Source organism: Streptomyces sp. NPDC091279, from assembly GCF_044757465.1.
In the GTDB taxonomy this organism is placed as follows: Bacteria; Actinomycetota; Actinomycetes; order Streptomycetales; family Streptomycetaceae; genus Streptomyces.
Window position 1 is genome coordinate 98,523 of record NZ_JBIVVA010000012.1, and the last position, 25,104, is coordinate 123,626.

Below are 25,104 nucleotides of genomic sequence, written 5' to 3' on the forward strand. Positions count from 1 at the left end.
ACAGGAATGTATTCTCGCGGTATGAGCGATGCCGAAGCCGCCAGCCTCCACGAGCTGGCCGACCTGATCGTCGCCGTGGGGCGGCAACTGCGGCCCCCGAGCGACCCCGCGTTCGAGCCGTGCACGCCGATCGAGATCAGCGTCATGCGGTTCATCCACCGTAACCCCGGCACCTCCGCCCGCGAGGCGGCGACCGCGACCCTCCTGCCCACCAGCAACTTCAGCCGGGTGCTGCGCGGGCTGGAGAAGCGGGACCTGGTGGACCGGGTCGTGGACGAGCGCAGCGCCCGCAGCGTGCGCCTCTACCCCACGGACAAGGCCCGCCAGAACCTCCAGTACCTCCGCGACAACTGGGACCAGACCCTCCGGGGCATCATCGACGACCCCGCCACCATCGACGTCGTCAACACCACCCTCCGCCGAATCGAGAAGGAACTGGTGGCCCGACGGAGGGGCGAGGCGGATCAGGACCACTGAACAGCCAACTGGCCTACGCGAGCTAGGAGTCGGGGCCCGGCGGGATGGCCGTTCGGCTCCCTCTGGCGCGTCAGCGCCTGAGTCCGGTGCCTCCGTCACCTCCTGTACGAACACCTGCTCCTACGACGGGGCCCGGTCTCCAGCCGTTGTGACTCCTGGTCGCGGAAGATCCCTAAAGTGAGGCTCCGCCGCGGGAGGGCCCTTCCGGGCCGGTGATTTTAGGCGCGGGTGGCGCCGGCTGAGGAGTTCGTGCCTGCTGGTGTGCGTGTTGCTGCCGAGCGGTTTCCTCGGTCTGCCGTTGTTGCGGTGTCAGGGTGGTGCGGCGCTCCTGTTCCCGCGAGGTCTGTTGAATACGTCCCTGGATGTCGTTGAACTGGTGGTGGGTGGTCCGGGCTGTCTCGCGGGCATGGGTGACGTCTTCGAAAGCCGCGTTCCTGGCCCGCTCTATCAGGTCCGGTGCCGCACCGGCGGCCGTGAGACGCGCGACGGTCTCACCACCGTCCCACTCGAACCGATCGGCCAGCTCCCGGGCGGTCGAAGCGGAGTGGGCCGCGCGTTCGGACAATCCCTGGGCCGCGTTCGTCAGATCGGAGTGGTGCTGGGCCAAGGCGTCGTCGCTCAGTAGTGCCAGCCCGCTCGGCGCGGCGGAGAGGCGGGCCGAAGTGCTCTGTCCGGTAGCGATCGCCGTTGCGGCAGGGTCGCCCGCATCGAGCTGAGTCGCCCGGTGCCGGGCGACGTGGCTGCCCTGAAGGGCGGTGGCCATGAAGCCGGCCGCGACGTTGCCGCTTTCTGGCGGGGCCGTCCTGGCGTCCAGAGCGGCGAGGCGGGTCATGTCCTCACGGCTGAACACATCGCCGGGGAGCATACGGGAGGCGGCGCCGGTCACGTCGATCGTGTGCTGCTGCCCCTGCGCCTCCACCTGGAGGCGGTAACCGAGGTACTGGCGGTCGTTGTCGAAGATCAGTTCCCCGCGGACCTGGCCGTCCGACGACCGAGCCCAGGTGGCGATGGGGTCGAGTGCCTGTGGCAGCCGGGAGACTCGGCCCAGACAGGCCACGTAGGCGTCCCCCTCGATACCGAGCGGTCGGCCCTCGTTGTCGAGGGCCGTGAGGAGGGTCCGGTCGTCGGGCGAGACCTTGGTGCCGACCGCGCCGAGGTAGTGGCCCGAGAAGGTCACGAGCCGGCCGTCACCGCCGTACTCGGAGTCGTGCTTACGACGCAATGCCGTGTACTGGGCGTCGTTGTGCAGCACGAACGGGGCGTCCTTGCCGACCATGAGGACCTTGGCGTCCGGGTTGGCCTGAAGGATGATCTCTGCGTTGGCTATGGCAGCGCCGCCGACGCCCGCGATCACCCAGTCCTTGGCGATGGCAGGGTCATAGTCACCGTCTCCGACCTCGTCGCCGATCAGGACCCGGCCGGGTGCGACGGCACGTGCCTGATCCCATGCCGCAGTGGCCTGGAGAGTCTCGATCGCGGCTGCCACCCGAGGGTCCGCCGATGCCTCCAGCGCGGCAGAGGCTCCCGGTCCGGCGAGCAGACTCAGGGCCTCAGCGGCGGTGCCCTCGCCCTCGGAGAGATCGAGAAGCCGACTGCGCACCGGGTCGGCTTCAGCCCTGTCCGTTGCGGCAAGGCGCTCCGCGAGAACGTCGATCGCTTCCGGGACCGTGGGGATCTGACGGTTGGCACCCGGGACGATCTCGGGCGGGATGCCCGTGGCGATGACCGGAGAGCCCTGGACCTCGACCCTGACCGGAGAGGACCCGTCGGTCGGGCTGATCTCGGCGATCAGACGACCCTCGGCGCTGACGGTCAGTTCCGCGCGCCCGTCGACGAGGGGCCCGCGGGTTGCGACGGTGTCTTCCCAGAGCTGAAGGGCGGGCAACGGTACCCGCTGCTGCGGGTCGGCGAACTGGTAGGGATCTCCCATGCCGCTCTGCCGTAGGTGCCTTACCTGATCGGCGGATTGGACTATCGCTTCGATGGGGTCCACGTGCCAGCGCCCGCGCGCGTCCACCAGCAGGGCGTTCGGGTCGCGCCCTGTGAGCGCGGCACCTCCTCCGATCATGACCTCGTACTGAGGGTGTCGACCCTCCGGAAGCGCTGCCTGCTTCTCCCGCAGGCCGTCAAGCGTCTGACTGCTCAGGGAGGTTCGTCGCTGTGCCGCAGTCGCGGCTGCCTCCCCCAACTCCTCGCGTGGCAACGCGGTGCCGTCCGGCCGGAGCCCAGGCATCGGGAACTCTCCGAGGACCCGCGGGGCCTGAACCTGAGTGCTGCGCGCCTCCCGCGCCACAGCCAGTGTCTGCGCGTCGTCCGTGCTCAGCCGCTCGATGGGCACGGCGATCGCCGTCATGGCGGCACGCGCTTCGGGTACGAGGTGAGGGCGCACGATGTCCAGGCGTACATCGGCGGTCTGCTGCTCACGTACGTGTCTCTGCCCGTCAGCCATCGGGGCCTGCGGCCTCAGAGCCGACTCGTCGACGAGCACGGAGAAGAGGTCGCGGGCTTCCTGGCGCTCGGGGGCAGTCAGCTCCGCGTCGTTCATCCGCGTTGCCAGGTAATTGAGCGCGCCCACTCGGCCCAGGTCCGCGTCCGACAGCTCCAGATGTGCGGGTGCCTCCACACCGGGAGTCAGAAGGTCCCCCAGCGGTATCCGTGCACCGACGGTGGAGCGGTCCCGTACGGCCAGCAACGTGGCCACCTCGTGCGACAGCACCTGGGCGACCCGCTCAGGGGGCAGGGTGTCGGCGAGTTGGACGACGTACCGGTCGGTCGTCGTGTTGGTGAAGGTGCGTGCCGCCATCGGTCGTGGCAGAGCCGCAGTGTCCAGACGCAGTTCGATTTGTTTGCCGTCCGGATCGCTCAGCGTGAAGAAGCGCCGACCGTCCTGCTCGCTGAGGGAACCGCCTCGCAGCCGCTCGGAATACAGGTCCCGCAGCACCTTGGGAAGGACGGTCTCCGCCTGTTCCAGCAGCCGTTCCTCGTCGATACCCAAGTCCACCGAATCCCCCGTTCGCCGTACTGATTCCCGTAAGATCATGGCATGTTGATCGCTCGTTCGACGCAAGAAGCGCACCTCTACATGGACCTGCATCCTTGTGTCTGCGGTGCCCCGATGGCTGAGTGGCAGCACCGCCTTGATGATCGGGCCGGGGTGTTGGTCAGCGTGTACGAGGGCGTCTGCCCGCAGTGCGGCCGCACCCGTCTGTTCGAGTTCTTGGTCTCCGGCGATCGGCCGTCGGCGCAGTCGGCCTTCGGCGGCCCCGATGCGTCACGGATCATCGATCCCGGCGAGTTCCTGTGGGCCAGCGACCGAGTGTCCACCGCATCAGGACTGCAACTTCTCCATCTGCCGCTCGCCGAGCAGAGTGAGGTCCGTCCGGCAACCGCCTACGCGATCGCCGCACTCGAAGAGGTCGCCAAGTTTCTGCCCGAAGGCGCTGACGAGATCCCGGCCGACCGGTTCACCTCGGAACTGGGACGTGACGTCTATACGAAGGACCCGACGCGGTTCACCCGAGCGGACATCGGCGCCGCGTTGGAGCTCAAGCGGAGGATTCTCGCAGGCATCGACCGCCTCAGCCCGCCGCAGGACTGAAGCCACCGGCGGTACCGGGCACTACGGTTCTGCAATCCGTTTCCGCTCCGGCTTGTCCGCCATGACGCCCTCCAACGCCTCGGCGTCATGGCGGAGCCACCTCAGTGGCCATCCGGCGTACTTCAGCCTCGGCCGGATGCCGGGCGGGGGCGGTGGTGTCCACGGAAGTGGCCAGGTACATCTCGAAGTCGTCCTCCGCCCCCGGGGCCGGCGGAGGCGGAGGCGGAGGCGGCAGCTCCTGGTGACCGCTGACGCAGGCCGGGAGCTTCAGGTACGGGCGGAGTGCGTGCACCGTGCTGATCCACTCGGCCTCGGAGAATTCCCGCCCTGGTACCTCCCCGCCTTCGTAGGCGCGCACCCAGCCCACGTACAGAGCGGTGAGGATCTCCTGCACCCACCGGTGCCGGTACCAGCAGGGCGGGATCTCGTTGTGCAGCTCGGCCGTGTAGCGCAGCCACTCCACCCAGCGGCGCAGTTCACGCAGCCGGCTGCGGCGTTCCGGCGGGGACATGGCCGACCAGACCCAGTGGTGTGGCTCCGTCACCGTGCTCGGGACAGGGGGACCGGCGGGCCAGGGGGGAGCCGGTTCGGCGAAGTGGTCAGTCATGGTTCGCGCTCTCCACCGCAGTCTCCGGGGTCTTGCCGAAGTCGACCGGTCTGTTCCCGGTGCTCTGCCGTGGGGCCGCGAGTAGTTGTTTGAGATCACGGTCGCGGAAGGTCAGGCGCATCTTCACCTTGATCGGGGGCTGATTGGAGTACTGGGCGATGGCGGTGAATTCCTTGAGCTGTTGTAGGGAGTGCACCGGGGCGAGGTCGGTCTCGGTGGGTGAGGTGTTGGTGGAGAGCTCACCGCGGGAGCGGCCGTGGGAGGTGCGCATCATCTCGGTGCGCCCGTACAGGCCGGAGAAGTAGCGCAGCGTCTCCAGGTCGCCGCAGCCGGGCAGCAGCATGCGCAGGCCGCTTGCGGAGAGCACGGTGTTGGCCTTCTGAGTGCCGAGCCTTTCCCGGAGTTGGGACAGGTCGTGCCACACGGTCAGCACATTGATGCCCATACCGCGGCCGGTGGTGAGGATGTTGGGCAGCCGAGGGTAGCGGAGCATGTTGCCCGCCTCGTCGACCATGACGCCCAGGCTCGGGTCAAGAGGTGTGCCGGTGGCGTTGTAGGCGGCTTCGGCGCCATGGATGATTGAAGCGATGATCGAGGTCAGCAGGGGGGCGAAACGGTCGGCATCGGCCTCGGAGGCGATCAGGCAGACCGTGCCGTTCTCGGCCAGCAGGTCCTCGACGCTGAAGTCGGTGCCGGAGCAGGTCTCCCGGACCTCCTCGTCGGCGTAGACGCGGGCCAGGACGTTGAGGCTGAACTGGATGGAGCCGACGCCGTCCTCGTGCAGCCGCAGCCAGGGCGAGGCGTAGTCGTCGGCGACCTCCGTATAGCCGTGCTGCTGGAGGACGGAGCGGACGTGGTCGACGGCGTCCTTGCCCAGGGAGAGCCAGCGGCGCATGGCGTCGATGCCCCCGCCGGAGAGGTTCGCGGCCAGCAGTACGCCCTTGAGGACGCTCTTGGCCTGGTCGATCCAGGGAGCCGCGCGTTGGTCGTCGCCGGCCGTGGAGGCTTCGGCCATCCACCCGGCCATCCGGTCGGCGGCCTTGGCGTCGGTGCAGTACTCCACCGGGGACCACTTGTCGGTCTCCCGGCCGGGGACGCCGGCCGGCGCGATCACCCAGACCGGGCCCAGGGCGAGGCGGCGGGCGTAGATGATGTCGAGGTCGGCGGCCTTGGTGGTGGTCACCACCAGCGGGCCCTGCCATTCGGCGGCGTTGGGCAGCACAAGGCCGGTGGTCTTGGAAGAGCCCGGTACGCCGAACACCGTTGCGCTGATGTTGGGTTGGGCGGCCACGATCTTGTTGGTCTGTGCCCCGCGCCCGGCGGTGATGCGGTTGGCGCGCAGCTTCGGGTCCTGGGGGGCCCTGAGTCTGCGTTCGACTTTCGTGCCGCCCCACTGGGCGCCGCCGGTGTGGCTGCCGGAGTTCAGCCTGGCGACGATCTTGAGCAGCGTCAGAAAGAACGTCAGCAGCAACGCCACCGTGAGTACGTAGAAGAGCCAGGCGGGCGGGGCCGGGGAGAACACCGTGCCGGGGCCGTCGACCAGGGCGCGGAGCACGGTCTCTGGGATGCCTGTCCTCGCACGGGCCCACCCGTGACCGGACAACAGGGCGGCGAGCGGGGCAGCGATCAGTACAGCTCCGCCCAACCCCACGGCGAATCCCACTCCGTACGCGGCGAGCAGCGTGTTGTCGTCGAGTCCGGCGCCGGTGCTCCGATCGGCCACGGTCACACCACCATCCTTTCGTCCGTTTCGAACAAGGCCTTCTCGGTGTGGGACAGCAGCAGTTGGACGGCGTGCGATCCGCCACCGCGTCCGACCTTCCACAAGGCTCTGCCGCGCTGGCCGGCGCCCCAGCTTCCGATCAGCTCGCACTCGGCATCGGTCAGCCCGATCGCCTCGCGCGTCATCTGAAGGGGCTTGGTGTCCTGGGCCAACTGGATGCGGGTCTCGCAGCTCGCGATCAGATCCTTGGCTATGGCAGTCGCTTCCGACCCGGCGGCACCAACGCTCTCGAAGTCGCTGAGCCGGTGCGTCGCCAGGAGCTGGATCGTGCCGGTCGCGCGGGAGAGACGCAGATCGGCGTCGATCTTCCGCACCATGGCGGCGCCGCCGGAACGCATCTGCCGCCACAGTTCGTCCCGGACGACGATCCAGGGACGTTCGCCGGGCCGGTCGATCGCGGACTGGGCCCAGGAGGAGACACAGGTAAGTACCATCGCCACGGTCTCGTCCCCGTACTGTTCCAGGGCTGAGATGTCGACGGACTGGATCGGGGCATTCCAGTCCAGACCGATCGAGGTCTTCTCGTCGAAGAGGCCGCCGAGATGGCCGGTGATCATCCCGCCGAGTGCGGAACGCAGGGACGCCATCTGTTCCCGGGCGAGCTGAATGTCGTCGTCCCGCACGCGCAATTCGCGCGCCATGGCCCGGCTCGGGTCGCGCAGTTTCGCGTAGACGAGGGGGAGCGTCGGTGTTTCCAGGTGGCTCTGCCCAGAAAGCTCGCCGGTGACCTCGCGGACCGCGACGTCGAGGCACTCCTCCTCCTGCGGTCGCAGGTTCCGCTTCAACTGGAGCTCCAGCAGGGCCTTGAGAAGCGTCAGCCTTCGGCGGTGGATCTCCTTGAGGCGGGCCTGGAGGACGGCGTGGTCCGTGATGTTCTCCAGTTCGTAGCCCAGCGGGCCCGCGTCCAGGGGGTTCAGCCGGCCCGGCAGGCCGGGGCCGAGGCGGACCGGCTCGACCCCCAAGTGTTCGCAGAGCGCCTTGTACTCGCCCTTGACGTCGCCCGCGATCAGCGTCCGATGCCCCAGTGCCATCAGACGGAAGCAGAGCGCCTTGATGTGAGCGCTCTTCCCACTGCCCGGGATGCCGGTCACCATGACGTTCGGGTTGGTGCACAGGCCTTCACGGACCCAAGCGGCCGGGTGCGCCGAGAAGGCCTGCATGGTCATGGTGTTCCAGCCGACGTATACACCGATCGGCGGCAGTGTCGCCGCGTGCAGGAACGGGTAGACGCCGCTGGCGCGCTCGGTGTCGGCGCGGAAGACCTCTGCCTTCGCCAGTGAGGCTGCCCGCCCAGCGAAAGGCTGGGCCCAGCCCTTGCGCGGCGCGACACGCATGGCCGCCTCGGGACTCTCCAGCAGCCGGGCGCGGCGCAGTTCCCGCGTGGAGAGCTGTCGGGGGGTGGGTATGCCTTCGAACTCGTTGAGGAAGTCACCCAGCCGGGCGGCTTTCAGTCTGGTGTCGCCACCGTCTTTGCCACGGAAGAAGAACGGCATCACAGACCCACTCGTCGGTCGGGCAGTCCTTGGCCGAGCGGGAGGGCCGCGATGGTGAACGCATCGTCCTGGGCGCCCCATGCGCGGCGAATCTCCAACCCGGCCGAGGACGCGTCCGCCTGGAGCTCGGCGCACGCGGTCTCCAACTGCTCAAGGTCGGTCACCGTGACGGCGATCAGCGCCGTGAGCCGAACGACACCGTGCCCGCTCGCCCGGGCGGCATCCTGGGCCCGCGCTGTCATCGACTCGCGGCGCTCGTCCTCGCTCTCCGCCCTGCCGGTCTTCGAGCGCAGTTTCCGTGCCGCTTCCCGTTTGGTCTTCTCGCGGGCCAGTTCCTGCCGTGCCTTGGTCGGACCGATCGGTTCGTACACCAGCGTGAGGGATCGGCGCGCGTTGCTGCGCGGACGCAAGAGCGGTTGGAGGAAGGTCGCGTACACCTCCGACTGGGGGAATCCTCTGACCTGGTAACTGACCGTCCACGCGCCGTCGTGACGGTAGAGACCCCAGACGGTTTCCGTCGCTGCCGGTCCTGCGACCTCCGGGGCGACCCCCTTCGGGGCGCCGTCCCAGCGCGGTTCGTCCGCTGCTGTGTTGCGGGCGGAGAGGGAGAGCTGGGCTTCGGGGTCGAAGGCGGTGCGGATCGCCTGGGCGACACCTCGGGGGCTGAGCCATTCCGTGACCTGGAGACCGGCGCTCGACAGTGAGTTCGCCATGGCGTTGATCTCGCGGACGAGGACGGCGGCCGCGCCGATCTGGCCACCACCGGCACCCTTTACGGCAAGCCGGGCGCGGGCGGAGGACAGGGTGATGGACAGATAGGTCTCGCGGGTGATCGCGGCGGGACCGGCTCCCTGCATGAGTTCGTCGAGGGCCTGAACGGCGACCGCGGGGGCGTCGGGGGACATGTGACGCTCGGTCCAGGAGCGCAGCGCCGCACCGTCGTCGGGGAGGCTTCGTTGGTGGACCGAGATCCTGGTGATCGCCCCGTCCTCCTTGCAGTGACCGCGCAGGAAAGTGGCCCAGCCCTTGACGCGGGCGTTCTGACGCTCGGTGTCGATCAGGGCCAGGCCGGGGAAAGTGACCCGGCAGATGGCCGTATAGGTGTTGTCGATCGGGTTGTGCATGATCCCGATCTGCCCGCCGAGTCCGTCCGGTGCCTCCAGAAGGTGCAGCCGGGCGAGCCGCCCGGGCAGGTCCATCGGCTGGGCGCCGTCCTTTGTCCGGGGGGCGAACAGCCCGGAGAAGAAGAGATTGCGGTTGGTTGCCACGGCGATCTGATGCCTTACTGCGAGGATGATCCACTCGTCGGCCGACAGGCCGAGCACCCGCCCGTATGCGAGCACGAGCAGCACGCCGGACAGTGGGAGAGCGAGGACGGCGGCGCCCCAGGAGCGGGTGTAGATGGGGAACATGGCGATGACCGCGGCGGCTGCCAGGAGGATGAAGCCGAGGCCGCTCAGGTTCCCCATGAAGCCGGAGCGCTCCGATTGCCAACCGCCGTACAGGGCGGGTTCGGTCTGGGCCACGGGTCAATCCCCTTCCGGCGAGGTGGGCGTCGTCGGCGTCGACAACGGTGCGGGTGGAGGAGGGTCGCTCTCCTGGGACGTTGCCCGGGCCTCGGGAGCGGACGCGGGTGCCTCCTCACCGCCGCGAGGCGGGACCACGACATGACGGCCGCCCGGGGAACCAGAACCCAGACCCGCGTTGGCCGCGGCGTTTGCGAACGAGCTTTCGGCCACGTCCTTGCCCACGGCTGCGAGCTGGAGCCCGACCGAGGCGACGCCGCCGGCCTTGTTCATGAAGGTGCCGCTCTTGCTGCCCGTCATGGCTTTGGAAAAGGCGCCACGGCCCCCACCGTCGGCGCTACTGGAGTTCTCGCTCTCCAGGGCCTTGGTGTAGTTGCCGCCGCCCCCGGCGGTGCCCGCACCGCTGAGGGCAGGCTGGTTCCCGCCGAACATGCTGCTGGCGGAACTGCCGACGCTGCTGATCATGCCCGAGGCGGTCGACGAACCGTCGCCGCTGCCGGTCATGACGATGAATTTGGCCAGGACGGGCCAACTGGTGGCCGCGACCACGAAGATGATCAATCCGACGATGACGTTCTGGGCGCCCTCTGCGGTGGACATCGCCGAGAACCCTATGGAGAAGACGATCACGATGACCGGCTTCATCAGGATGAGGGCGATGAGCGCGTTCCGGGTTTTCGGCCACCAGTCCTTGGTGGCGTCGGACATGGAGCCGGCGAGGGCGATGGGGATCATCGAGACCAGAATCATGATGCCGGCCTGTCGGATCAGCATCTCCATCCAGAGGGCGCCGATCGCCAGGATGCAGACGATCGAGATGATGATCACGAAGCCGACCGCGGTCGGTGCGATGCCGCTTCCGGTGATCAGCGCGGTGCTTGCGGCCGCCGCACCTCCGCCGCCGACAAGTCCCCCGAAGAGCGTTCCGAGTTGCTTCTCCATCGCCTTCGACGCGTCACCGCCGGGGCTGCCACTGTCGAAGGTGTAGTTGATCAGGGCGGTACTGAGGGTGTCGGACCAGTCGAGGGCCACTTGTACGGCGAAGAGATAGACGCCAAGAATCACGCCCCACTTGGCCAGACCGGTGACGGCTGTGACCAGGGGGCCGCCCTGCTGGGAGATCGCCAGTTTGCCGAACTGCACCAGCAGCAGGAACGCCGCGATGATGACCGACAACCCCGTGGTGATGCCGAGCACCGGTCCGATCCCGGTGTCTGCCAGACGGATCGTGCTGACGTCGTTGAAGACATCCGCGAACTGCTTCAGTACCCAGACGACCGAGTGGCCCAGCATGGAGGCTGCTTCCTCCAGGGCGTTGGCGGCCATCTCACTGATCTTGCCCGACACCCAGTCCAGCGGAGTCTTGGCGGGCGGAGGGTACTTGTTGGAAGCCTCGTTCTTGCAGACCGAGAAAGCCTTCTTGTCCTCTTTCACGCATTTGACGAGATAGCTGTGGAATTTCTCGTAGTTGGCTGCGCCTTTGTCGGCTGTCTTCTCCCAGCGCTTCAACTCGTTGAGTTCGAAGGTGCGCGCGTCCTCGGGATCGGCGGAGCCCTCGCCGATGCACACCGTCATGCCCGCGGGGTAGTCCTGGCAGTCCTCGGGGGCTCGGCAGTTCAGCCGCTTCTTCGTGTCGGAGTCGTAGAGGTCGCAATATTCGCCGGTCTGTTTGTTGATGCCGACCGTCTCGCCGTGGCTCAGCTCCGGCGGGTAGGGGTCTGGTGGCTTGGCCCCGGCCAGGGCTGTCGACACCCCGGACCCCATGAGAATGAGCAGTGCGGCGAGAAGGACCCCGAGCCGGGCGAGGGATCTACTCATCGGCGACCTGCCTCCACCCGTCCGCCCATGCGTACTTGCTGTTCGGGTCGTAGGCGTGGGGGCCCTTCACCTTGGCGGTGTACTTCGGGTCGGTGGTCACCTTCCAGTCGCCGTCCTCCCAGGTGAGGATCAGGTCGGTGGTCTGGTCCCGCAGCGGGTTGTTGTCGGCGCCCTTGTCGCGGATGGTCGCGTACCGGTCGAAGTACAGCCACACGTTGACGACGTCACCGGTCGAGTCCAGCGAGCGGGCGAGGGCCGCCCGCACGCTCGTGGTGAACGTGATGCCGTCCGGGGTGCTCCCGGAGGGCGTGAGCCCCACCCCCTCCCGGACCTTGCGGACCTCGCTGACACCCTGGTCGATCGTCGCGGGGGAATCCTTGGAGGCGATGGCCGTCCACTGTTTCTCCGCGAGCACGTCGTCCAGGAGATCCAGTTCCTCCCAGTAGGAGACGGCTGCCGATGTGACGCCGAGCCCCGAGTGCTCGAAGCCCGTTCCGATGACGCCGCCCGTGTTCGACGTCGGCTTGAGCAGGCGGATACGGGCCGCGGTGGCCGGGGTGAACTCTTTGACCGAGGGTGGTGCGGAGGAGGCGGACGACGTCGGGCCGGGCGACGTCTTCCCGGCCGCCCGGCCAGAGGTGTCGTCGTCGAGCATCGTCACCGCGAGGGTCGCGCCGACAGCCAGCACGGCTACGGTCGCGATGCCGATGCCCGCGAGCCGCAGCCGTGCCCGGCGGACCTTGACCTGGTAAGGGTCTGCCATCAGGCACCACCCTGCGTCATGGAGTAGAAGCCCCAGACAAGACCCGAGGTCACGCCGATGCCGACAGCGGAGATGACGGACCAGACGATGGCCGACTTGCCGCGCGAAGCGAGCTGAGCCCGCTCGGTGTTGTGACCGACGGCGACGCAGGCCCAGCCGGCCAGGCCGCCCAGCACCGCCATGGAGAGGCCGCCGCCCGCAGTCCAGCCCAGGATCTTGCCCGTGGGGGTCTGGAGGGTTCCGGGCAGAGAAGGCGTGAAGCCCGGAATCACCGGGTCCGCGGCGAGCGTCATGAGGTCGTTGAGAGCGTGGTGCATCTGGCTCATGTCGTGAGAACCCCTTCAGGAGCAGGTCGGGTGGGTCGGGCTGGAGGAACGGGCGGGGCGGCCGACAGCGCGGCGGGCACGTGGGCGGGAGGCAGGGGATCACCCCAGGCACGGTGCGCCGCGCTCATCACCGCCGTCACCAAGGCGGCACCCGCCTCGTGCGTCCGGCGGCCGAGGCGGTCCGGATCGGCCAGACCGTGGTTGCGGATGTGCGGATCGAACGGCAGGTTCACCACGGCGGACACCAGGGGCTGGAGCATGGTCGCCGCGGCCTTCACCGACGGCGGGAGCCGGCCTTCACCCGGTGCGGTGAGGACCACGACCGTGCGTCGGAGTGGGAGTCCTTCCGCGGACGCGGCTTTGAGCGCCGTCTGGAGAGCGGTCACACCGGGGCCGGTGGCCGGCGCGGAGAGGACGGGTACCGAGAAGGGCAGCGAACACCAGGTCACGGTCTGACCGGGATGGCCGCTCGCCCGCGCGGTGACGATGTCATGGGCCACGGGATGGGTGGTATCGGCTACCACCGCCTGCCATCCGCCACCGGCCGCGAGTTGATACCAGGCCGCCGGATCGGAGGGCGATGTGAACGGTCCCTGGTGCCATTCTTGATGGTCTGTCAGTACGTTCCAGACACCGTGGGGCCCGGGAAAGCCAGAGGCGGCGGCGCGTGCCTGCCCACGAGTGAACGGCCGGTCCGGCGGCAGCGCGGCCAGACCTGTTCCCTTCTCGGCGGGCCAGGACGGCCATGGCGAGGCGAGGCGAGGTGCCGTGTCAAGGACCACGCTGCTTCCGGCGGACGCGAACGAACAGCCCAGCAGCCCTGCCGTGATCGACCGTCCGCTACCGCCTGTGGCGCCCAACACCGGTATGAACAAACGCGATTGGTCAGGTAAAACCGCAGCCAAAGATGATCTCTTGGTCAAAACTTCCCCCGTACGGCAACGCGCTCATTTCGACGATCGTCGGGAAGTGAACGCGTGTCCGGAAGTCTATGTCAGGCCAGTGACACTCAAGGGTTGTCCCTGATGCGGACGGTCCGTCTGTTTGCCTATGTACGGCGCCAGTTGTGGCTGTTGTGGCTCATCGCCCCTTTCGCTCGTCCGTCGTGCGGGTGGCGATGCCGCGCCCCTCTTTAACTCTCTTTGGGGCAGGGCATGCAGTGTGCCAATCTTATGTTCGGTTGTGAGGGGGTGTCCGGTCACCCGATTTCCCGAGGGGGTCTGACGGCTTCGGGGCCGGAGCGGAAACGGGGCCGAAGGTGTGCCGTGCGGCAGAGGGGGAGCGGCTTGCAGGCCAAACGGGGGATCGCTTTGGCGTTGGCGGCCTTCGTCGTCAGTCCGCTTGCGCTGGGGATGGGCATCGTCCTGCTCATCGTGGCCAGCGACGACGACGACGGCGGCGGTGGCGACTTCGAACCGAGCGCTGCCGGATCGCTGAGGGTCGGCAAGGGCTTCGTTCCCGCGAAGTACGCCGGGCTGATCGAACAGGCCGCGGCCGATTGCGACGCCGGTCTGCCGGCGGCTGTTCTGGCCGCACAGATCATGCAGGAGAGCGGATTCAATCCGAACGCCCAGTCCAAGGACGCGAACGGGAAGCCCATCGCCGACGGCATCGCCCAGTTCATACCGAGCACGTGGGCGACCGCAGGCGTCGACGGCAACGGTGACGGCAAGAAGGACGTCTGGGACCCCGAGGACGCTATTCCGGCGCAGGGGCAGATGATGTGCAAGCTGCTCAAGACCGCTAAGAAGCACCCGGAGTACAACGGTTCACCCATCGAGCTTGCGCTGGCCGGGTACAACGCGGGTTGGGGCCGAGTGCAGCAGTACAACGGCGTCCCGCCCGCGGCGTTCGCCGACGGGCAGACCTACAACTACGTCAAGGTCATCATGGCCAACGTGGAGAAGCTGACGGCTCCGGACACCTCGGGTGCGTCAGGGGCATCAGGAGAGTGGGGCCCTCCGGTCGAGGGCAAGTTGGGCACGCCTTATCACCAACAGGGCGGCGCCTGGTCCAGCGGCTACCACACCGGCATCGACTTCGCGGTGTCCACGGGCACGTCCGTACGGGCTGTCGGGCCCGGCAAGGTCGTTGCGGCCGGTCCCGGCGGAGCGTACGGCAATCAGGTCGTCATCCGGCACCCCGACGGCATGTACAGCCAGTACGCCCACCTGAGCAGGGTGCGGGTGTCCGTCGGTGACAGTGTCAGTGGTGGACAGCTCGTGGGCCTGTCCGGCGAGACCGGCAACGCCTTCGGCCCGCACCTGCACTTCGAGATCCGCACGGGCCCCGACTACGGCAGCGACATCAGCCCGCTGCCTTATCTCCGCAAGAAGGGCATCGGCATCTGACTCCATCCCTGCCGAACGTCGCCGGCCCGTAGGGCGCCTTGTGGCCGTTGTGTCCGGCAAGGGAGATCTCTGCCTCTCCCTCCCTCTGCGCCGCCATGGCCCGCTGTCGCACCTCAGCACGCGTGCGCCCGGTCACCGACTCCCTTACCAGGGTTCGGAGTTCATGGTCTGAACGCGCATCTGATGGCAGGTCGGGGGGATTCGCGTGAGAGGCAGGTGGGCGAGCGACGAGTGTCGGCCGTCGCACCTGCCCAGCTGGGAGTTGCCCAGCGGCCGTCACGGCCGATCGGCGCATGATGGAACGGTACGCCGCGTACCGCAGCAGCAGGGGAGAACGTCCATGTCCGAGCCGCTCTATCGCCCTTGGGGCACTGTGACGCCCGAGTTCTGGGCCGTACCCGCCGGCGGTGCGACGGCGGTCCCTCACGGGCTTCCCCCTGAGACCCTGCGGGTCCGCTTGGTCGAGGTCGCCGAGATCGCGCAGGAAGGCGGCCTGGGCGACGCGGCTGCGCTCGCCGCACAACTCGATCAGGACGTAGCCGCCGAGTACGGAGAGGGGCACCTGCACACTGTCCAGGTCCGTGAGGTCCGTGGCTATCTCGCCGCTCTGGTGGGCGACTACGGCACCGGGCTGGCCTGGTATCTGCACGCCGTGCAGCTCAGGGCCGACGCTCAGGGGTCGGGCCATCCGGATGTCGACGCGGCGACCCGTCGCGCCTACAGTCTGTGGCACTCGATGCCCCCCGAGGCGGACCGGCTCCGGCTCGGCACCGAGTTGCTGACGGTCGTCACCGGCATCCACGGCGCAGACTCGGCCATCGCCCGCCGCATCCGGGAGCAACTGCACTCCGTCACGGGCAGTCCGGCCGGGCGGATACCCGGTGAGGCGGGGCCTTAGCCGACTGCCTCGACGGGCGCTTCCGGGTGTCCAGCGTCGCGTTGTGTCCGGTCAGGTGGTCAGGTGGTCAGGTCCGGTGGATGGCGACGGCGGTGAAACACGGCTGTAGACGGCCGATGCCCCGCTTGTTCAATACACCAGCGCCTGTGTCTCCTCCCCCATTGCCTCCTGTACGAACACCTGCGCCCCCGCGATGCGGACGCCCTTGATGACGTCGTTCTCTGTGATGTTCCGGCGGGCCGCGCACTGGGTGCAGAGGGTGAGTCGGCCCGTCGAAAGGATCGTGTCGATCAGGTCGGGGAGCGGTGCCGCGTGCGGGAGTTCGAACTCGGCGGCTCGGCCCGGCAGGGCGAACCAGGCCGACTCGCCGGTCAGCCACAGGGACACGTCGACGCCGCTGGCCACGGCCACCGCGGCCACCGTGAACGCCTGCGAGCACCGTTCCGGGGCGTCCGCGCCCGCCGTCACCTTGATCACGAGCTTCTTCGCCATGACCGAATCGTAATCAACTCCCCCACAACTCACGGCGATATCCACGAGTCTCCCGTGCGTGTGCATATGGCATGCGCGCTTCATGTTCGTGGGGGACGTCTTGGAAGTACCTGAAGTGGCTCGGCGGGGGCGCGGCTGGTCGTTGGTCGCCGGTGCCGTCGTGCTCGGGGTCGTCGCCGGGGGCTGCGTCGGCTATCTCGTGCAGGCCGGGCGGGCGCCGAGCGCGTTGCCCTCGCTGTCCCAGCCGACGTTCGCCGCCGCGACCGGCACGGCACCCACCCCGGTGGCCGCCGCGACCGACCGTGACCTGCGTGCCCTGCTGCTGAAGAAGCCGGCCGGGGCCGAGGGCGCCGACTGGATCAGCGGTGACGGCTGGATGGACCTCGCCGACGCCGCCGCCGCCCACAACGGGCCGAAAGAGGCCTTCGGCGAGCTGGTCGGCGAGGAGTTCCGCAGGACCGCCGCCGTCGGCTGGCTGAGCGGGGAGCGGGTGGTGGAGATCCGGCTCTCCCAGTTCCGGCACGAGGAGAGCTTCGCCGCCGCCGACGTCGTCGAGAGCAACCAGTACGGGGCCGACCGCGAGTCGGGCACCGACAGCTGGCCGATCCCCGGCACCGGCACCGGGATGGTGTACGCGGCGACGAAGCCGACGATCGAGGCCGGTTATCTGCCCCAGTACAGCGCCCAGGCCCACGCCTACCGGGGCGATGTCGTCCTGGGGATCTGGGTCTACGACTCCGCTCCGATCACCAAGGCGGCGATCATGGACCTGGCGAAACAGCAGATGGAGCGGCTGTGACCGACCCCAAGGAAAGCGACCTTCCCGAGGAGGGCTCCGGGTCGTCTCCCGCCCCCTCCCCGCACCGCCGTCGCGCCGCTCGCCTCGCCGGGGGGCTGCTGCTCGGCCTGGTCGTGCTCGTCGGCGTCGGCGCCACCCTCGTCGCCGTGCGGGAGGCCGACCGGGATGCCGGGGTGGCCGTCTGGACGTTCCCCAGCGACCCGCCCGTCGAGGCGAACGCCGTGTCCGCGCACGGGCTCGGGGCGCTGCTCGTGCCGTTCGGCACCGATGGCTGGACGCGCGGGCCCGACGTCCAGGAGTTCGGGAACGACACCGAGCTGACCGGCGCCGAGGCGCAGGCCCTGCGCAAGAAGGAACTGAGCGTCCTGCCCCGCTCCCAGCGCCGCCTGCTGGAGAAGGAGTACGACAAGCGCCCCGTCAAGGGCATGGCCCTGCGCAGCTACCTCAGCGGCGAGCCGCACGCCCTCGACACCAACGCCGGGATCTACACCGTCAACCTCACCGTGACCCGGATGGCCAGCCGGGCGCACGCCGAGGAGCTGTCGAGCACCAGCATCCGCCTCCTGGACGCCCTTGACCTCCGTAACGGCCCGCAGGTCAAGGGGTACAAGGACGCCCGGTGCTTCTTCGCGTCCGTCGACTTCGACGCCGACCGGAACGGCGACATCGAGCGCCTCGTCTGCTCGGCCCACCAGGGAGACGTCCTGGTCACCGCCAACGCCGCCGGTGTCGCCCCCCTCGACGGCAAGGGCATCGCGATGCTCCTCGCCGGGCAACTGGACCGCATCGCCGCACCCGGGGAGGCCGTATGACCGACCAGACCACGCCGGACAACGACGGACAGGCCCCGGCCGCCGACGCCGTTCCGCCGCTGCCCGACCAGCCACCGGCACCGCCCCTGCCCGCTCCCGTGAAGGATCGGAGGGTGCTGCGGGCCGTTCTGCGGTGGGGGGCCGCCGTCGTCGTGTTCGCGGTCGTCGGCGGCGGGGTCGCCTTCGGGGTCACCGGGGTGGAACGGACCGAGCTGCCCGGGCTCGCGACCGAGTCGGACGGGCGGTGGACGTATCCGACGCTCACGAGGGCGCCGTTGCCGAAGGGCCTGCCCGGACCGTTCGCCGAGTCGAACAAGGCCGGGGTGCACTACGCCGACCTGCGCGCCCTCCTGCTGCCCGCGCCCACCGGCGCCACCCCGGACCGGGCGCTGCGCGCCACCGCCGACGGCTTCTACGCCGAGTACGGCGACAAGGGCGAGCGCGAGGCGCTGCGGCTGAAGCTCGTCGACCACGGGCTGCGGGACGTCGCCGCCCGTGGCTGGAGCACCCCGGACGGCATCCGCACCCGCGTCTACCTGCTCCGGTTCGCCGCCGCGGCCGCCGTCGACGACCTGTTCGCCGACGACAACGTCAGCGACAGCATCGCCCCGTCCCCCGCCGTCCGCTACCGCCCGCGCGACACGGCCATGAACCTCTTCGACGACAGCTTCCCGGACAACGCCGCCGTCGACCACGTCCAGCGCTACGCCTACGCCGAGGCCGAGCCGTACGGCGCCGAGCAGACCCGGCACGCGTACCTCACCGCCGGGGACGTTCTCGCGCTGGTCGTGCAGGCCAGGAAGGGTGGGGTGGCGGACGTGCCGTTCCAGCAGACGGTGGTGGTCCAGAGCCAGCTGCTGGGCTGACGCCGGGCCCCGCACCCGCAGGGCCCACCTCGCTCGGAGGTCCGGGCCCCGGCCGACTAAGCTGGGGCCCGGCCTTAGTACCGCCCCACCTCGTTCAAGGAGCACCCCGTGCTTGAGGCATTCTTCGAAGCCCTGCTGGTCCTGGTCTGCGTCGGCGTTCTCGCCTTCACCGGTCTGACCGTGAAGAAGCTGTACCAGGGCCAGCGCTGACCCCCGCCCCAGGAACCGACCAGAAACTGCGCTCATGATCGAGATTCCGTCCGACCTCCACCGGGACCTGGTCCCCCTCGCCTTCCTCCTCGGCGACTGGGCCGGCGCGGGCGTGCACGACTTCCCCGGCTCCGAGAAGTGCAACTTCGGGCAGGAGGTCTCCTTCACCCACGACGGCCGGGACTTCCTGGAGTACCGCTCCCACTCCTGGGTGCTGGACAACGACGGGAACAAGGTCCGCCCGCTGGAGACCGAGTCCGGCTTCTGGCGGATCGACGCCGACCGCAAGGTCGAGGTCACCATGGTCCGCGACGACGGTGTCATCGAGATCTGGTACGGCGAGCTGGCCGACAAGAAGCCGCAGATCGACCTGGTCACCGACGCGGTGGCCCGGACGGCGGCCTCCCGGCCCTACACCGGCGGCAAGCGGCTGTACGGGTACGTCAAGAGCGACCTGATGTGGGTCGGCGAGAAGCAGACCCCCGAGGTCGAGCTGCGCCCCTACCTCTCCGCGCACCTGAAGAAGGTCGTCACCCCGGACGACGTCGAACGCTGGGCCAAGGCCCTCCCCGACGACATGCCGGACGACGGCATCGCGTTCTTCAAGTAGGGACCGTTCTTCAAGTAGGCCTGGACCGCGTTCCTCACACAGTCCTTCCCGTGGTCCTGGACCCGGGTTCCTCAAGTAGTCCTAGACTCGGGGGTGTGGTGAGCACCGACTGGAAGAGCGATCTCAGGCAGCGCGGCTACCGGCTGACGCCGCAGCGACAGCTTGTGCTCGAAGCCGTCGACACCCTGGAGCACGCGACCCCCGACGACATCCTGGTCGAAGTACGCAGGACGGCGTCGGGGGTCAACATCTCCACGGTCTACCGCACCCTGGAGCTGCTGGAGGAACTGGGCCTGGTCAGCCACGCCCACCTCGGCCACGGCGCCCCCACCTACCATCTCGCCGACCGCCACCACCACCTCCACCTCGTCTGCCGCGACTGCGAGAACGTGATCGAGGCCGATGTCTCCGTCGCCGCCGAGTTCACGGCGAAGCTGCGGGACACGTTCGGCTTCGAGACGGACATGAAGCACTTCGCGATCTTCGGGCGGTGCGAGACATGTGCGCGGGGCGCGGCGGGCGCCGCTGGGGCGGCGGGGTCTCCCGGGGCGTGAGGACTGTCGGTGCCGGGCCGTAGGCTTGGGTTCATGAAGAGTCCCTTGCTGTCCCTGCCCGGCGCCGTTCCCGCCGAGGGCGTGGACGAAGGCGTCGCCGCCCATTACGGCGACCTGTTCCGTGAGCAGCGTGCCCTCGCCGACGGCACCGGATTCGTCGACCTCTCGCACCGCGGGGTGGTCGCCGTCACCGGCGACGACCGGCTGAGCTGGCTGCACCTGCTGATCACCCAGCACGTCACCGACCTCGCCCCCGGCCGCGCCACCGAGGCGCTGATCCTCACCTCGCACGGCCACATCGAGCACGCGCTCTACCTGGTCGACGACGGCGTCACGACCTGGGCGCACGTCGAGCCCGGCACCCGCGAGGCGCTGATCGGCTACCTGGACTCGATGAAGTTCTTCTACCGGGTCGAGGTCGCCGACCGCACCGAGGACATCGCCGTCGTCCACCTCCCGGCCGGTTCCATCGCCGAGGTGCCCGAGGGCGTCGCGGTGCGGGAGACGGCGTACGGGCGGGACCTCTTCCTGCCCCGGGCCGACCTGGAGGCGTACGCGGAACGGACCGGTCACGCGGCCGGGATTCTCGCCTACGAGGCGCTCCGGGTCGAGCAGCACCGGCCGCGCCTCGGCTTCGAGACCGACCACCGCACGATCCCGCACGAACTGGGCCTGATCGGCAGCGCCGTCCACCTCAACAAGGGCTGCTACCGGGGCCAGGAGACGGTCGCCCGGGTGGAGAACCTGGGCAAGCCGCCGCGCCGCCTGGTCTTCCTCCACCTCGACGGCAGCGAGGTGCGGCTGCCCGGCCCCGGCACCGAGATCCGGATCGCGGACGACGGCCCCGACGGCCGCAAGATCGGCTTCATCACGACGTCCGCCCGCCACCACGAGCTGGGCCCGGTCGCCCTCGCCCTGATCAAGCGGAACGTCGCCACGGACGCCCACCTGATGGCCGGGGACACGGCGGCCGCCCAGGAGACGGTGGTCGAGCCGTAGGGGAGGGGTGCCCGGGGCGCCCGTACCCGTAGCTCGGCAGACCTACGGGTACCGCGGGGTTCACATCTCCAGCAGGACCGTGAAGGGGCCGTCGTTCGTCAGGGACACCCGCATCTGTGCGCCGAAGCGGCCCGTCTCCACCGTCGCGCCCAGCGCCCGGAGTTGGGCGACGACCTCGTCCACCAGGGGCTCGGCGACGTCGCCGGGGGCGGCCGCGTTCCAGGTGGGGCGGCGGCCCTTGCGGGCGTCGCCGTAGAGCGTGAACTGGCTGATCACCAACAGCGGTGCGCCGATGTCGCCGCACGACCGTTCGTCCTGGAGCATCCGGATCGACCAGAGTTTGCGGGCCAGTTGGGCCGCCTTCTCCTTGGTGTCCTCGTGCGTGACGCCGACCAGGACGCACAGGCCCTCGCCGGAGATCTCCCCGACCGTCTCACCGTCGACGACCACACACGCGCCGTCGACCCGCTGTACCACCGCTCGCATACGACCATCATGCCGGTCCGTTCGAGGGCGATCGCACAGGGGCTTCTTATTGATCCTTAACCCCCCATGTGGGGCCGTTCGGGGGCACTTCGGTCACATGGCGACCGCTTGGGGTGGCACGATGCTTTCCCACACGCCGGTCGAGGGGACGGTAGAGGCACATGAGCACACCGAACATGGGGCACCCGCCCGGCGCGGCCCGGCCGACCCGTACGGGAGACCTCGCCGGCGCCAGGCCGCCCGTCCAGCGCGTCGACAGCCCGACCGGCCCGACGGCCATCGGGACACCCGGGCTGCCCGTCGCGCCGCCCGAGCACGACCTCACCGCTCTGAGCCTGCCCGAACTGCGCTCCCTGCGCCAAGGCGCCCAGCGCGACGAGGCCGACCTCAGTTACGTCCGCCGCCTGCTCCAGGGCCGTATCGACATCCTGCGCGCGGAACTGTCCCGCCGACGCCCCGTCCTGAACGGCGGTGAGGGCAGCGTCGTCGAACGGCTCTCGCAGATCCTCACCGACGCCCCGGCCCGGCACCGGTCCTCCGCCCGCCATGTCACCCTCGGCACGCCGCAGAGCGAGGAGTACCGGCGGCTCGCCTCCGCCATGCTCGCCGAGGTCGAACTCTCCGACCTCGCCGCCCGCACCGACAAGGAACTGAACACCGCGATGGCACGGCTGATCCGCTACGAACAGCAGGTCTCCTGGTGCCGACAGCGCCTCCAGCGCACGGCGGACGGATGCAGCGCCGAGATCACCCGCCGCTACCGCGAGGGCGAGGCCCAGGTGGACGACCTGCTGATCTGAGGGACGCGTCTGAGGGACGCGTCTGAGGGACGCGTCTGAGGGGCGCATCTGAGGGGCGCAGGGGGAGGGGCCGGGGTGGTTTCCGGGCTCCGGAAATCTCCGCGACGCCTTGATCCGTGGCGGCATACCGTGGGGGTATGACCAGTTTGCGCACCGACCTCAGCCGCCCCGCCGACCTCGGCGGTACAGCCGTTCGGCCCATCTCCGAGGACGAGTTGGGGGAGTGGCTGCGAGCCGTGCGGACGGGGTTCTTGCAGTCGCCGGTGGTGCCGGTGGAGGAACTCGCGGCGTACGGTGAGCAGTTCGAGCCGGGACGGTTCCTCGGGGCGTTCGACGGCGGGCGGTGTGTGGCGACGTTCCGCTCGTTCGACCAGCAGGTCACGGCGGTCGGCGGCCGGCCGGTCGCCGCCGACGCGGTCACCGGCGTCACCGTCTCCGCCACCCACCGCAGGCGCGGCCTGCTCACCCGCATGATGAACGGGGATCTCGCGGCGGCCAAGGAGCGCGGCGACACGGTGGCCACGCTGATCGCCGCCGAGTATCCGATCTACGGCCGGTTCGGGTTCGGCCCCGCCACCGGTGCGGCCCGCTGGAACGTCGACGTGCGGCGCGCCGGGCTCGACCCGCGTGCGCCGGTGCCGTCGGCCGGTGGGCGGATCGACCTGGTCGAGCCCGAGGGCGTCCTCGCGGTCGGGCCCGGGCTGCACGAGCGGGTGCGCGCGGCGGTGCCCGGCGTGGTCAGCCGGGACGCCTGGTGGTGGCGGACCAGGACGGGCGTCCTCCGCCTGGACACCCAGTGGACGGAACCGTTCCACGCGGTGTATCGGGCGGCGGACGGCACCGTCGACGGGCTGGTCACCTACGACGTCGACGACACCTGGGGCGACGCCAAGCAGCCGCACCACACGGCGACCGTGCGCGGGCTGCTCGCCGCGACCCCGGACGCCGAACGGGCCCTGTGGCACTACCTCTGCTCGATCGACTGGGTCACCCACGTCAAGAGCGACCTGCGCGCCCCCGACGACCTGCTCCCACTGCTGCTGCCGGACCCGAGGGCGGCCCTCGCCACCACCCTGACCGACTGGCTGTGGGTGCGGATTCTGGACGTCCGTGCGGCGCTGGAGGCGCGGACGTACGAGGGCGAGGGCAGCCTCGTGATCGAGGTCGCCGACCCGGCCGGGCTGACCGGCGGGCGCTGGCTGCTCGATGCGTCGACCGCCGGGGCGTCCTGCGTGCCGACCACGCGCAGCCCCGAACTCACCCTGGGAGTCACGGAGTTGGCGATGCTGTGGCTGGGCGACGAGTCGGCGCTGCGGCTCGCGGCGCTGGGCCGGGTGCGGGAGGAGCGCGGGGGCGCGGCGCGGGCGGACGCCCTGTTCCGCACGTCCAGGCGGCCGTGGTGCCCGGACCAGTTCTGAGGGGCTGACGGGCTGAGGCATCGCGGTGTCTGTGCTGGACGGCATGCGGGTGACCCTGTGGGGGTCACCCGATGACTCATCCGTAGTGGTGCTTGTTCAGTTATGGCTGTGCTGTGCTGGCGTGCTGTTCAGTTGTGGCTGTGCGCAAGGGTGCAGCGGTCCGGTGTGTGCGGTACGGCTGCTGTGCTGTTGTCGGTGTTCTGTTGTGGCTGTGCGGCTTGGTGTGCGCGTCGGGTCCCGGCTCCCCTCCGGAACGGAACCCTCTTCGCTCTCATCGTTCTACAGGCCAACCACCCTGGAGAGCAACCAGGTTGCTCAAGTTGGCCACCAACTTCTCTCTACTTATCTCCACTTGGAAGAGGCCTATAACCACCTCATCATGAACTGCCCAAAGATGGCGAGAAGTTGTACGGTTTTACGGTGGACCCGAAACACGGCTCTGCCCATGAGCAGACCACGTCACCGCGGCCACAGCAGCCACAGCGCTCACACGAGGTGGCGGACACGCTGAGGGCCCGCATCCGTAACGGGGAACTCCGGGCGGGACAGCGGATGCCCACCCAGGGAGCCCTGGCCGACGAGTTCGGCGTCGAGCGTGCCGTCGTGCGCGAGGCGCTGCGAATCCTTCAGTCGGAACGCCTGCTGACCAACGTCTCGAAGGGCAGCCCCGCCACCGTGGCCGGGAATCCCACCCACGCCGGGCTCCCGACCGGGCCCGCCCCGCCCCCGCTGCCCACCACGGTGGCGCTCGCCCCGAGGGTCGCCGCCGCCTTCGACGCCCCGCGTGTCGCCCTGGACGCCCTCTGTCTGACGTCCGTCTCCCTCAACCTCGCCCTCGCCGAGCCCCTGTGGCGCATCCACGCCGGGCGGCTGGAACCGGCCAAGGTCGACGTACGGGTGTTATTGCCCAGCCGGGACATCGAGTTGGCGTTCCCGACCCTGGTGGAGGCCGCCCCCGACCATCGGCCGCGACGGCACTGGCTCGCCCAGCGCAACGCCCAGGGCCAGGTGCTGCGGCACAACCTGCTGGCGCTGCGCTCCACGCACGGCATCGACGTCCATGTCACGTTCCGTGCACTGCCGTTCACTCCGCCGGTGAAGCTGTACCTGCTCAACGACTCCGAAGCGCTCTTCGCCTATTACACGCTGTCGCGCCAGGAGGCCGAGATCGACCACGAGCGGCTCCAGCTGTACGACGCGGAGGGCACCCGTTCGCTGCTGTTCGCCTTCGAACGGGGGGCCGGAGCGCGGGACGCGGCGTTCGTCGAGCAGTCGCACCGGTGGTTCGACGCGCTGTGGGGGACGATCAGTTCGGAGCTGGTGCTCACCGACTGACGGCCGTCCGGCGGGGGCACACCGGTCGGAAACCGCCCCCGAGGTACCCGTCAACTTCCCCCAGTTGGCGGCCAACTTCCCCG

General features: G+C 69.4%; 24 protein-coding genes. 13 read left to right on the forward strand and 11 right to left on the reverse strand.

Annotated features, from left to right (window positions below):
• The first annotated feature begins 21 nt into the window (after positions 1-21).
• Positions 22-477 carry a MarR family winged helix-turn-helix transcriptional regulator gene (locus ACIQOU_RS28535; RefSeq protein ID WP_401540838.1) on the forward strand — a complete coding sequence of 152 codons (456 nt, stop codon included), beginning with the start codon at positions 22-24 and terminating at the stop codon, positions 475-477.
• A 172-nt stretch (positions 478-649) separates the two neighbouring features.
• Here ACIQOU_RS28535 and ACIQOU_RS28540 read toward each other — a convergent pair whose 3' ends face one another.
• A complete protein-coding gene (locus ACIQOU_RS28540) occupies positions 650-3,472 on the reverse strand; it encodes a hypothetical protein (protein ID WP_401540841.1) in 2,823 nt (940 codons plus the stop codon).
• A gap of 48 nt (positions 3,473-3,520) precedes the next feature.
• Between ACIQOU_RS28540 and ACIQOU_RS28545 the strand changes: the two genes are divergently transcribed.
• Positions 3,521-4,075: a hypothetical protein gene (locus tag ACIQOU_RS28545; RefSeq protein ID WP_401540844.1), complete on the forward strand. Its 555-nt coding sequence runs from the start codon at positions 3,521-3,523 to the stop codon at positions 4,073-4,075.
• 85 nt (positions 4,076-4,160) lie between these two features.
• On the opposite strand, the gene ACIQOU_RS28550 is transcribed toward ACIQOU_RS28545, so the two are convergent.
• The 8 genes from ACIQOU_RS28550 to ACIQOU_RS28585 are packed head-to-tail and all read right to left on the reverse strand — an operon-like array spanning position 4,161 to position 13,173.
• Positions 4,161-4,619 carry a hypothetical protein gene (locus ACIQOU_RS28550; protein WP_401540847.1) on the reverse strand — a complete coding sequence of 153 codons (459 nt, stop codon included), beginning with the start codon at positions 4,617-4,619 and terminating at the stop codon, positions 4,161-4,163.
• Positions 4,620-4,674: 55 nt separating this feature from the next.
• Positions 4,675-6,411: a type IV secretory system conjugative DNA transfer family protein gene (locus tag ACIQOU_RS28555; protein ID WP_401540850.1), complete on the reverse strand. Its 1,737-nt coding sequence runs from the start codon at positions 6,409-6,411 to the stop codon at positions 4,675-4,677.
• A complete protein-coding gene (locus ACIQOU_RS28560) occupies positions 6,408-7,958 on the reverse strand; it encodes a type VI secretion protein (RefSeq protein ID WP_401540852.1) in 1,551 nt (516 codons plus the stop codon). Before ACIQOU_RS28560 ends, ACIQOU_RS28555 begins: the two co-directional genes overlap by 4 nt.
• Positions 7,958-9,484: an SCO6880 family protein gene (locus ACIQOU_RS28565; RefSeq protein ID WP_401540855.1), complete on the reverse strand. Its 1,527-nt coding sequence runs from the start codon at positions 9,482-9,484 to the stop codon at positions 7,958-7,960. Before ACIQOU_RS28565 ends, ACIQOU_RS28560 begins: the two co-directional genes overlap by 1 nt.
• Positions 9,485-9,487: 3 nt before the next feature.
• Positions 9,488-11,302: a conjugal transfer protein TrbL family protein gene (locus tag ACIQOU_RS28570; RefSeq protein WP_401540858.1), complete on the reverse strand. Its 1,815-nt coding sequence runs from the start codon at positions 11,300-11,302 to the stop codon at positions 9,488-9,490.
• Positions 11,295-12,065: a hypothetical protein gene (locus ACIQOU_RS28575; RefSeq protein ID WP_401540861.1), complete on the reverse strand. Its 771-nt coding sequence runs from the start codon at positions 12,063-12,065 to the stop codon at positions 11,295-11,297. Before ACIQOU_RS28575 ends, ACIQOU_RS28570 begins: the two co-directional genes overlap by 8 nt.
• Positions 12,065-12,391 carry a hypothetical protein gene (locus ACIQOU_RS28580; protein WP_401540864.1) on the reverse strand — a complete coding sequence of 109 codons (327 nt, stop codon included), beginning with the start codon at positions 12,389-12,391 and terminating at the stop codon, positions 12,065-12,067. Before ACIQOU_RS28580 ends, ACIQOU_RS28575 begins: the two co-directional genes overlap by 1 nt.
• Positions 12,388-13,173, reverse strand: coding sequence for a hypothetical protein (locus tag ACIQOU_RS28585; protein ID WP_401540867.1), 786 nt, complete (start codon positions 13,171-13,173; stop codon positions 12,388-12,390). Before ACIQOU_RS28585 ends, ACIQOU_RS28580 begins: the two co-directional genes overlap by 4 nt.
• 534 nt (positions 13,174-13,707) lie before the next feature.
• Here ACIQOU_RS28585 and ACIQOU_RS28590 point away from each other — a divergent pair.
• Together ACIQOU_RS28590 and ACIQOU_RS28595 are read left to right on the forward strand one after the other, a co-directional pair.
• Positions 13,708-14,742 carry a peptidoglycan DD-metalloendopeptidase family protein gene (locus ACIQOU_RS28590; RefSeq protein WP_401541290.1) on the forward strand — a complete coding sequence of 345 codons (1,035 nt, stop codon included), beginning with the start codon at positions 13,708-13,710 and terminating at the stop codon, positions 14,740-14,742.
• A gap of 340 nt (positions 14,743-15,082) precedes the next feature.
• Positions 15,083-15,640, forward strand: coding sequence for a hypothetical protein (locus ACIQOU_RS28595; protein WP_401540870.1), 558 nt, complete (start codon positions 15,083-15,085; stop codon positions 15,638-15,640).
• Between the two features lie 129 nt (positions 15,641-15,769).
• On the opposite strand, the gene ACIQOU_RS28600 is transcribed toward ACIQOU_RS28595, so the two are convergent.
• Entirely contained in the window at positions 15,770-16,132 is a 363-nt protein-coding gene (locus tag ACIQOU_RS28600) for a DsrE family protein (RefSeq protein ID WP_401540873.1), read from the reverse strand.
• A gap of 100 nt (positions 16,133-16,232) precedes the next feature.
• Between ACIQOU_RS28600 and ACIQOU_RS28605 the strand changes: the two genes are divergently transcribed.
• The 6 genes from ACIQOU_RS28605 to ACIQOU_RS28630 all read left to right on the forward strand — a co-directional run bounded on the left by ACIQOU_RS28605 (position 16,233) and on the right by ACIQOU_RS28630 (position 20,982).
• Positions 16,233-16,931 (forward strand): hypothetical protein, encoded by a 699-nt coding sequence (locus ACIQOU_RS28605; protein WP_401540876.1) that lies wholly within the window; start codon positions 16,233-16,235, stop codon positions 16,929-16,931.
• Positions 16,928-17,743: a hypothetical protein gene (locus ACIQOU_RS28610; RefSeq protein ID WP_401540879.1), complete on the forward strand. Its 816-nt coding sequence runs from the start codon at positions 16,928-16,930 to the stop codon at positions 17,741-17,743. Before ACIQOU_RS28605 ends, ACIQOU_RS28610 begins: the two co-directional genes overlap by 4 nt.
• Entirely contained in the window at positions 17,740-18,609 is an 870-nt protein-coding gene (locus tag ACIQOU_RS28615; RefSeq protein WP_401540882.1) for a hypothetical protein, read from the forward strand. The genes ACIQOU_RS28610 and ACIQOU_RS28615 overlap by 4 nt, the downstream gene beginning before the upstream one ends.
• Positions 18,610-18,853: 244 nt before the next feature.
• Positions 18,854-19,429 carry an FABP family protein gene (locus ACIQOU_RS28620; RefSeq protein ID WP_401540885.1) on the forward strand — a complete coding sequence of 192 codons (576 nt, stop codon included), beginning with the start codon at positions 18,854-18,856 and terminating at the stop codon, positions 19,427-19,429.
• Positions 19,430-19,524: 95 nt separating this feature from the next.
• A complete protein-coding gene (locus ACIQOU_RS28625; RefSeq protein WP_401540888.1) occupies positions 19,525-19,983 on the forward strand; it encodes a Fur family transcriptional regulator in 459 nt (152 codons plus the stop codon).
• Positions 19,984-20,016: 33 nt separating this feature from the next.
• Entirely contained in the window at positions 20,017-20,982 is a 966-nt protein-coding gene (locus ACIQOU_RS28630; protein WP_401540890.1) for a YgfZ/GcvT domain-containing protein, read from the forward strand.
• Between the two features lie 60 nt (positions 20,983-21,042).
• On the opposite strand, the gene dtd is transcribed toward ACIQOU_RS28630, so the two are convergent.
• Positions 21,043-21,468: a D-aminoacyl-tRNA deacylase gene (dtd, locus tag ACIQOU_RS28635; RefSeq protein WP_401540893.1), complete on the reverse strand. Its 426-nt coding sequence runs from the start codon at positions 21,466-21,468 to the stop codon at positions 21,043-21,045.
• A 161-nt stretch (positions 21,469-21,629) separates the two neighbouring features.
• Here dtd and ACIQOU_RS28640 point away from each other — a divergent pair, with 161 nt between their 5' ends.
• The 3 genes from ACIQOU_RS28640 (at position 21,630) to ACIQOU_RS28650 (ending at position 25,021) form a co-directional block, all read left to right on the forward strand.
• Positions 21,630-22,268 carry an aerial mycelium formation protein gene (locus ACIQOU_RS28640; RefSeq protein ID WP_401540896.1) on the forward strand — a complete coding sequence of 213 codons (639 nt, stop codon included), beginning with the start codon at positions 21,630-21,632 and terminating at the stop codon, positions 22,266-22,268.
• Between the two features lie 137 nt (positions 22,269-22,405).
• Positions 22,406-23,686, forward strand: coding sequence for a GNAT family N-acetyltransferase (locus tag ACIQOU_RS28645; protein ID WP_401540899.1), 1,281 nt, complete (start codon positions 22,406-22,408; stop codon positions 23,684-23,686).
• Positions 23,687-24,106: 420 nt separating this feature from the next.
• Positions 24,107-25,021, forward strand: coding sequence for a winged helix-turn-helix domain-containing protein (locus ACIQOU_RS28650; RefSeq protein ID WP_401540902.1), 915 nt, complete (start codon positions 24,107-24,109; stop codon positions 25,019-25,021).
• Positions 25,022-25,104: the final 83 nt, after the last annotated feature.

What these genes read in the sequence shown, in the direction of transcription:
- ACIQOU_RS28595 (WP_401540870.1), top strand. Translation starts at nt 15,083, where the DNA reads ATGTCCGAGCCGCTCTATCGCCCTTGGGGCACTGTGACGCCCGAGTTC.
- ACIQOU_RS28640 (WP_401540896.1), top strand. Translation starts at nt 21,630, where the DNA reads ATGAGCACACCGAACATGGGGCACCCGCCCGGCGCGGCCCGGCCGACC.
- ACIQOU_RS28575 (WP_401540861.1), bottom strand. Translation starts at nt 12,065, where the DNA reads ATGGCAGACCCTTACCAGGTCAAGGTCCGCCGGGCACGGCTGCGGCTC.
- ACIQOU_RS28630 (WP_401540890.1), top strand. Translation starts at nt 20,017, where the DNA reads ATGAAGAGTCCCTTGCTGTCCCTGCCCGGCGCCGTTCCCGCCGAGGGC.
- ACIQOU_RS28545 (WP_401540844.1), top strand. Translation starts at nt 3,521, where the DNA reads ATGTTGATCGCTCGTTCGACGCAAGAAGCGCACCTCTACATGGACCTG.
- ACIQOU_RS28620 (WP_401540885.1), top strand. Translation starts at nt 18,854, where the DNA reads ATGATCGAGATTCCGTCCGACCTCCACCGGGACCTGGTCCCCCTCGCC.
- ACIQOU_RS28615 (WP_401540882.1), top strand. Translation starts at nt 17,740, where the DNA reads ATGACCGACCAGACCACGCCGGACAACGACGGACAGGCCCCGGCCGCC.
- ACIQOU_RS28580 (WP_401540864.1), bottom strand. Translation starts at nt 12,391, where the DNA reads ATGAGCCAGATGCACCACGCTCTCAACGACCTCATGACGCTCGCCGCG.
- ACIQOU_RS28535 (WP_401540838.1), top strand. Translation starts at nt 22, where the DNA reads ATGAGCGATGCCGAAGCCGCCAGCCTCCACGAGCTGGCCGACCTGATC.
- ACIQOU_RS28645 (WP_401540899.1), top strand. Translation starts at nt 22,406, where the DNA reads ATGACCAGTTTGCGCACCGACCTCAGCCGCCCCGCCGACCTCGGCGGT.
- ACIQOU_RS28600 (WP_401540873.1), bottom strand. Translation starts at nt 16,132, where the DNA reads ATGGCGAAGAAGCTCGTGATCAAGGTGACGGCGGGCGCGGACGCCCCG.
- ACIQOU_RS28560 (WP_401540852.1), bottom strand. Translation starts at nt 7,958, where the DNA reads ATGCCGTTCTTCTTCCGTGGCAAAGACGGTGGCGACACCAGACTGAAA.
- ACIQOU_RS28570 (WP_401540858.1), bottom strand. Translation starts at nt 11,302, where the DNA reads ATGAGTAGATCCCTCGCCCGGCTCGGGGTCCTTCTCGCCGCACTGCTC.
- dtd (WP_401540893.1), bottom strand. Translation starts at nt 21,468, where the DNA reads ATGCGAGCGGTGGTACAGCGGGTCGACGGCGCGTGTGTGGTCGTCGAC.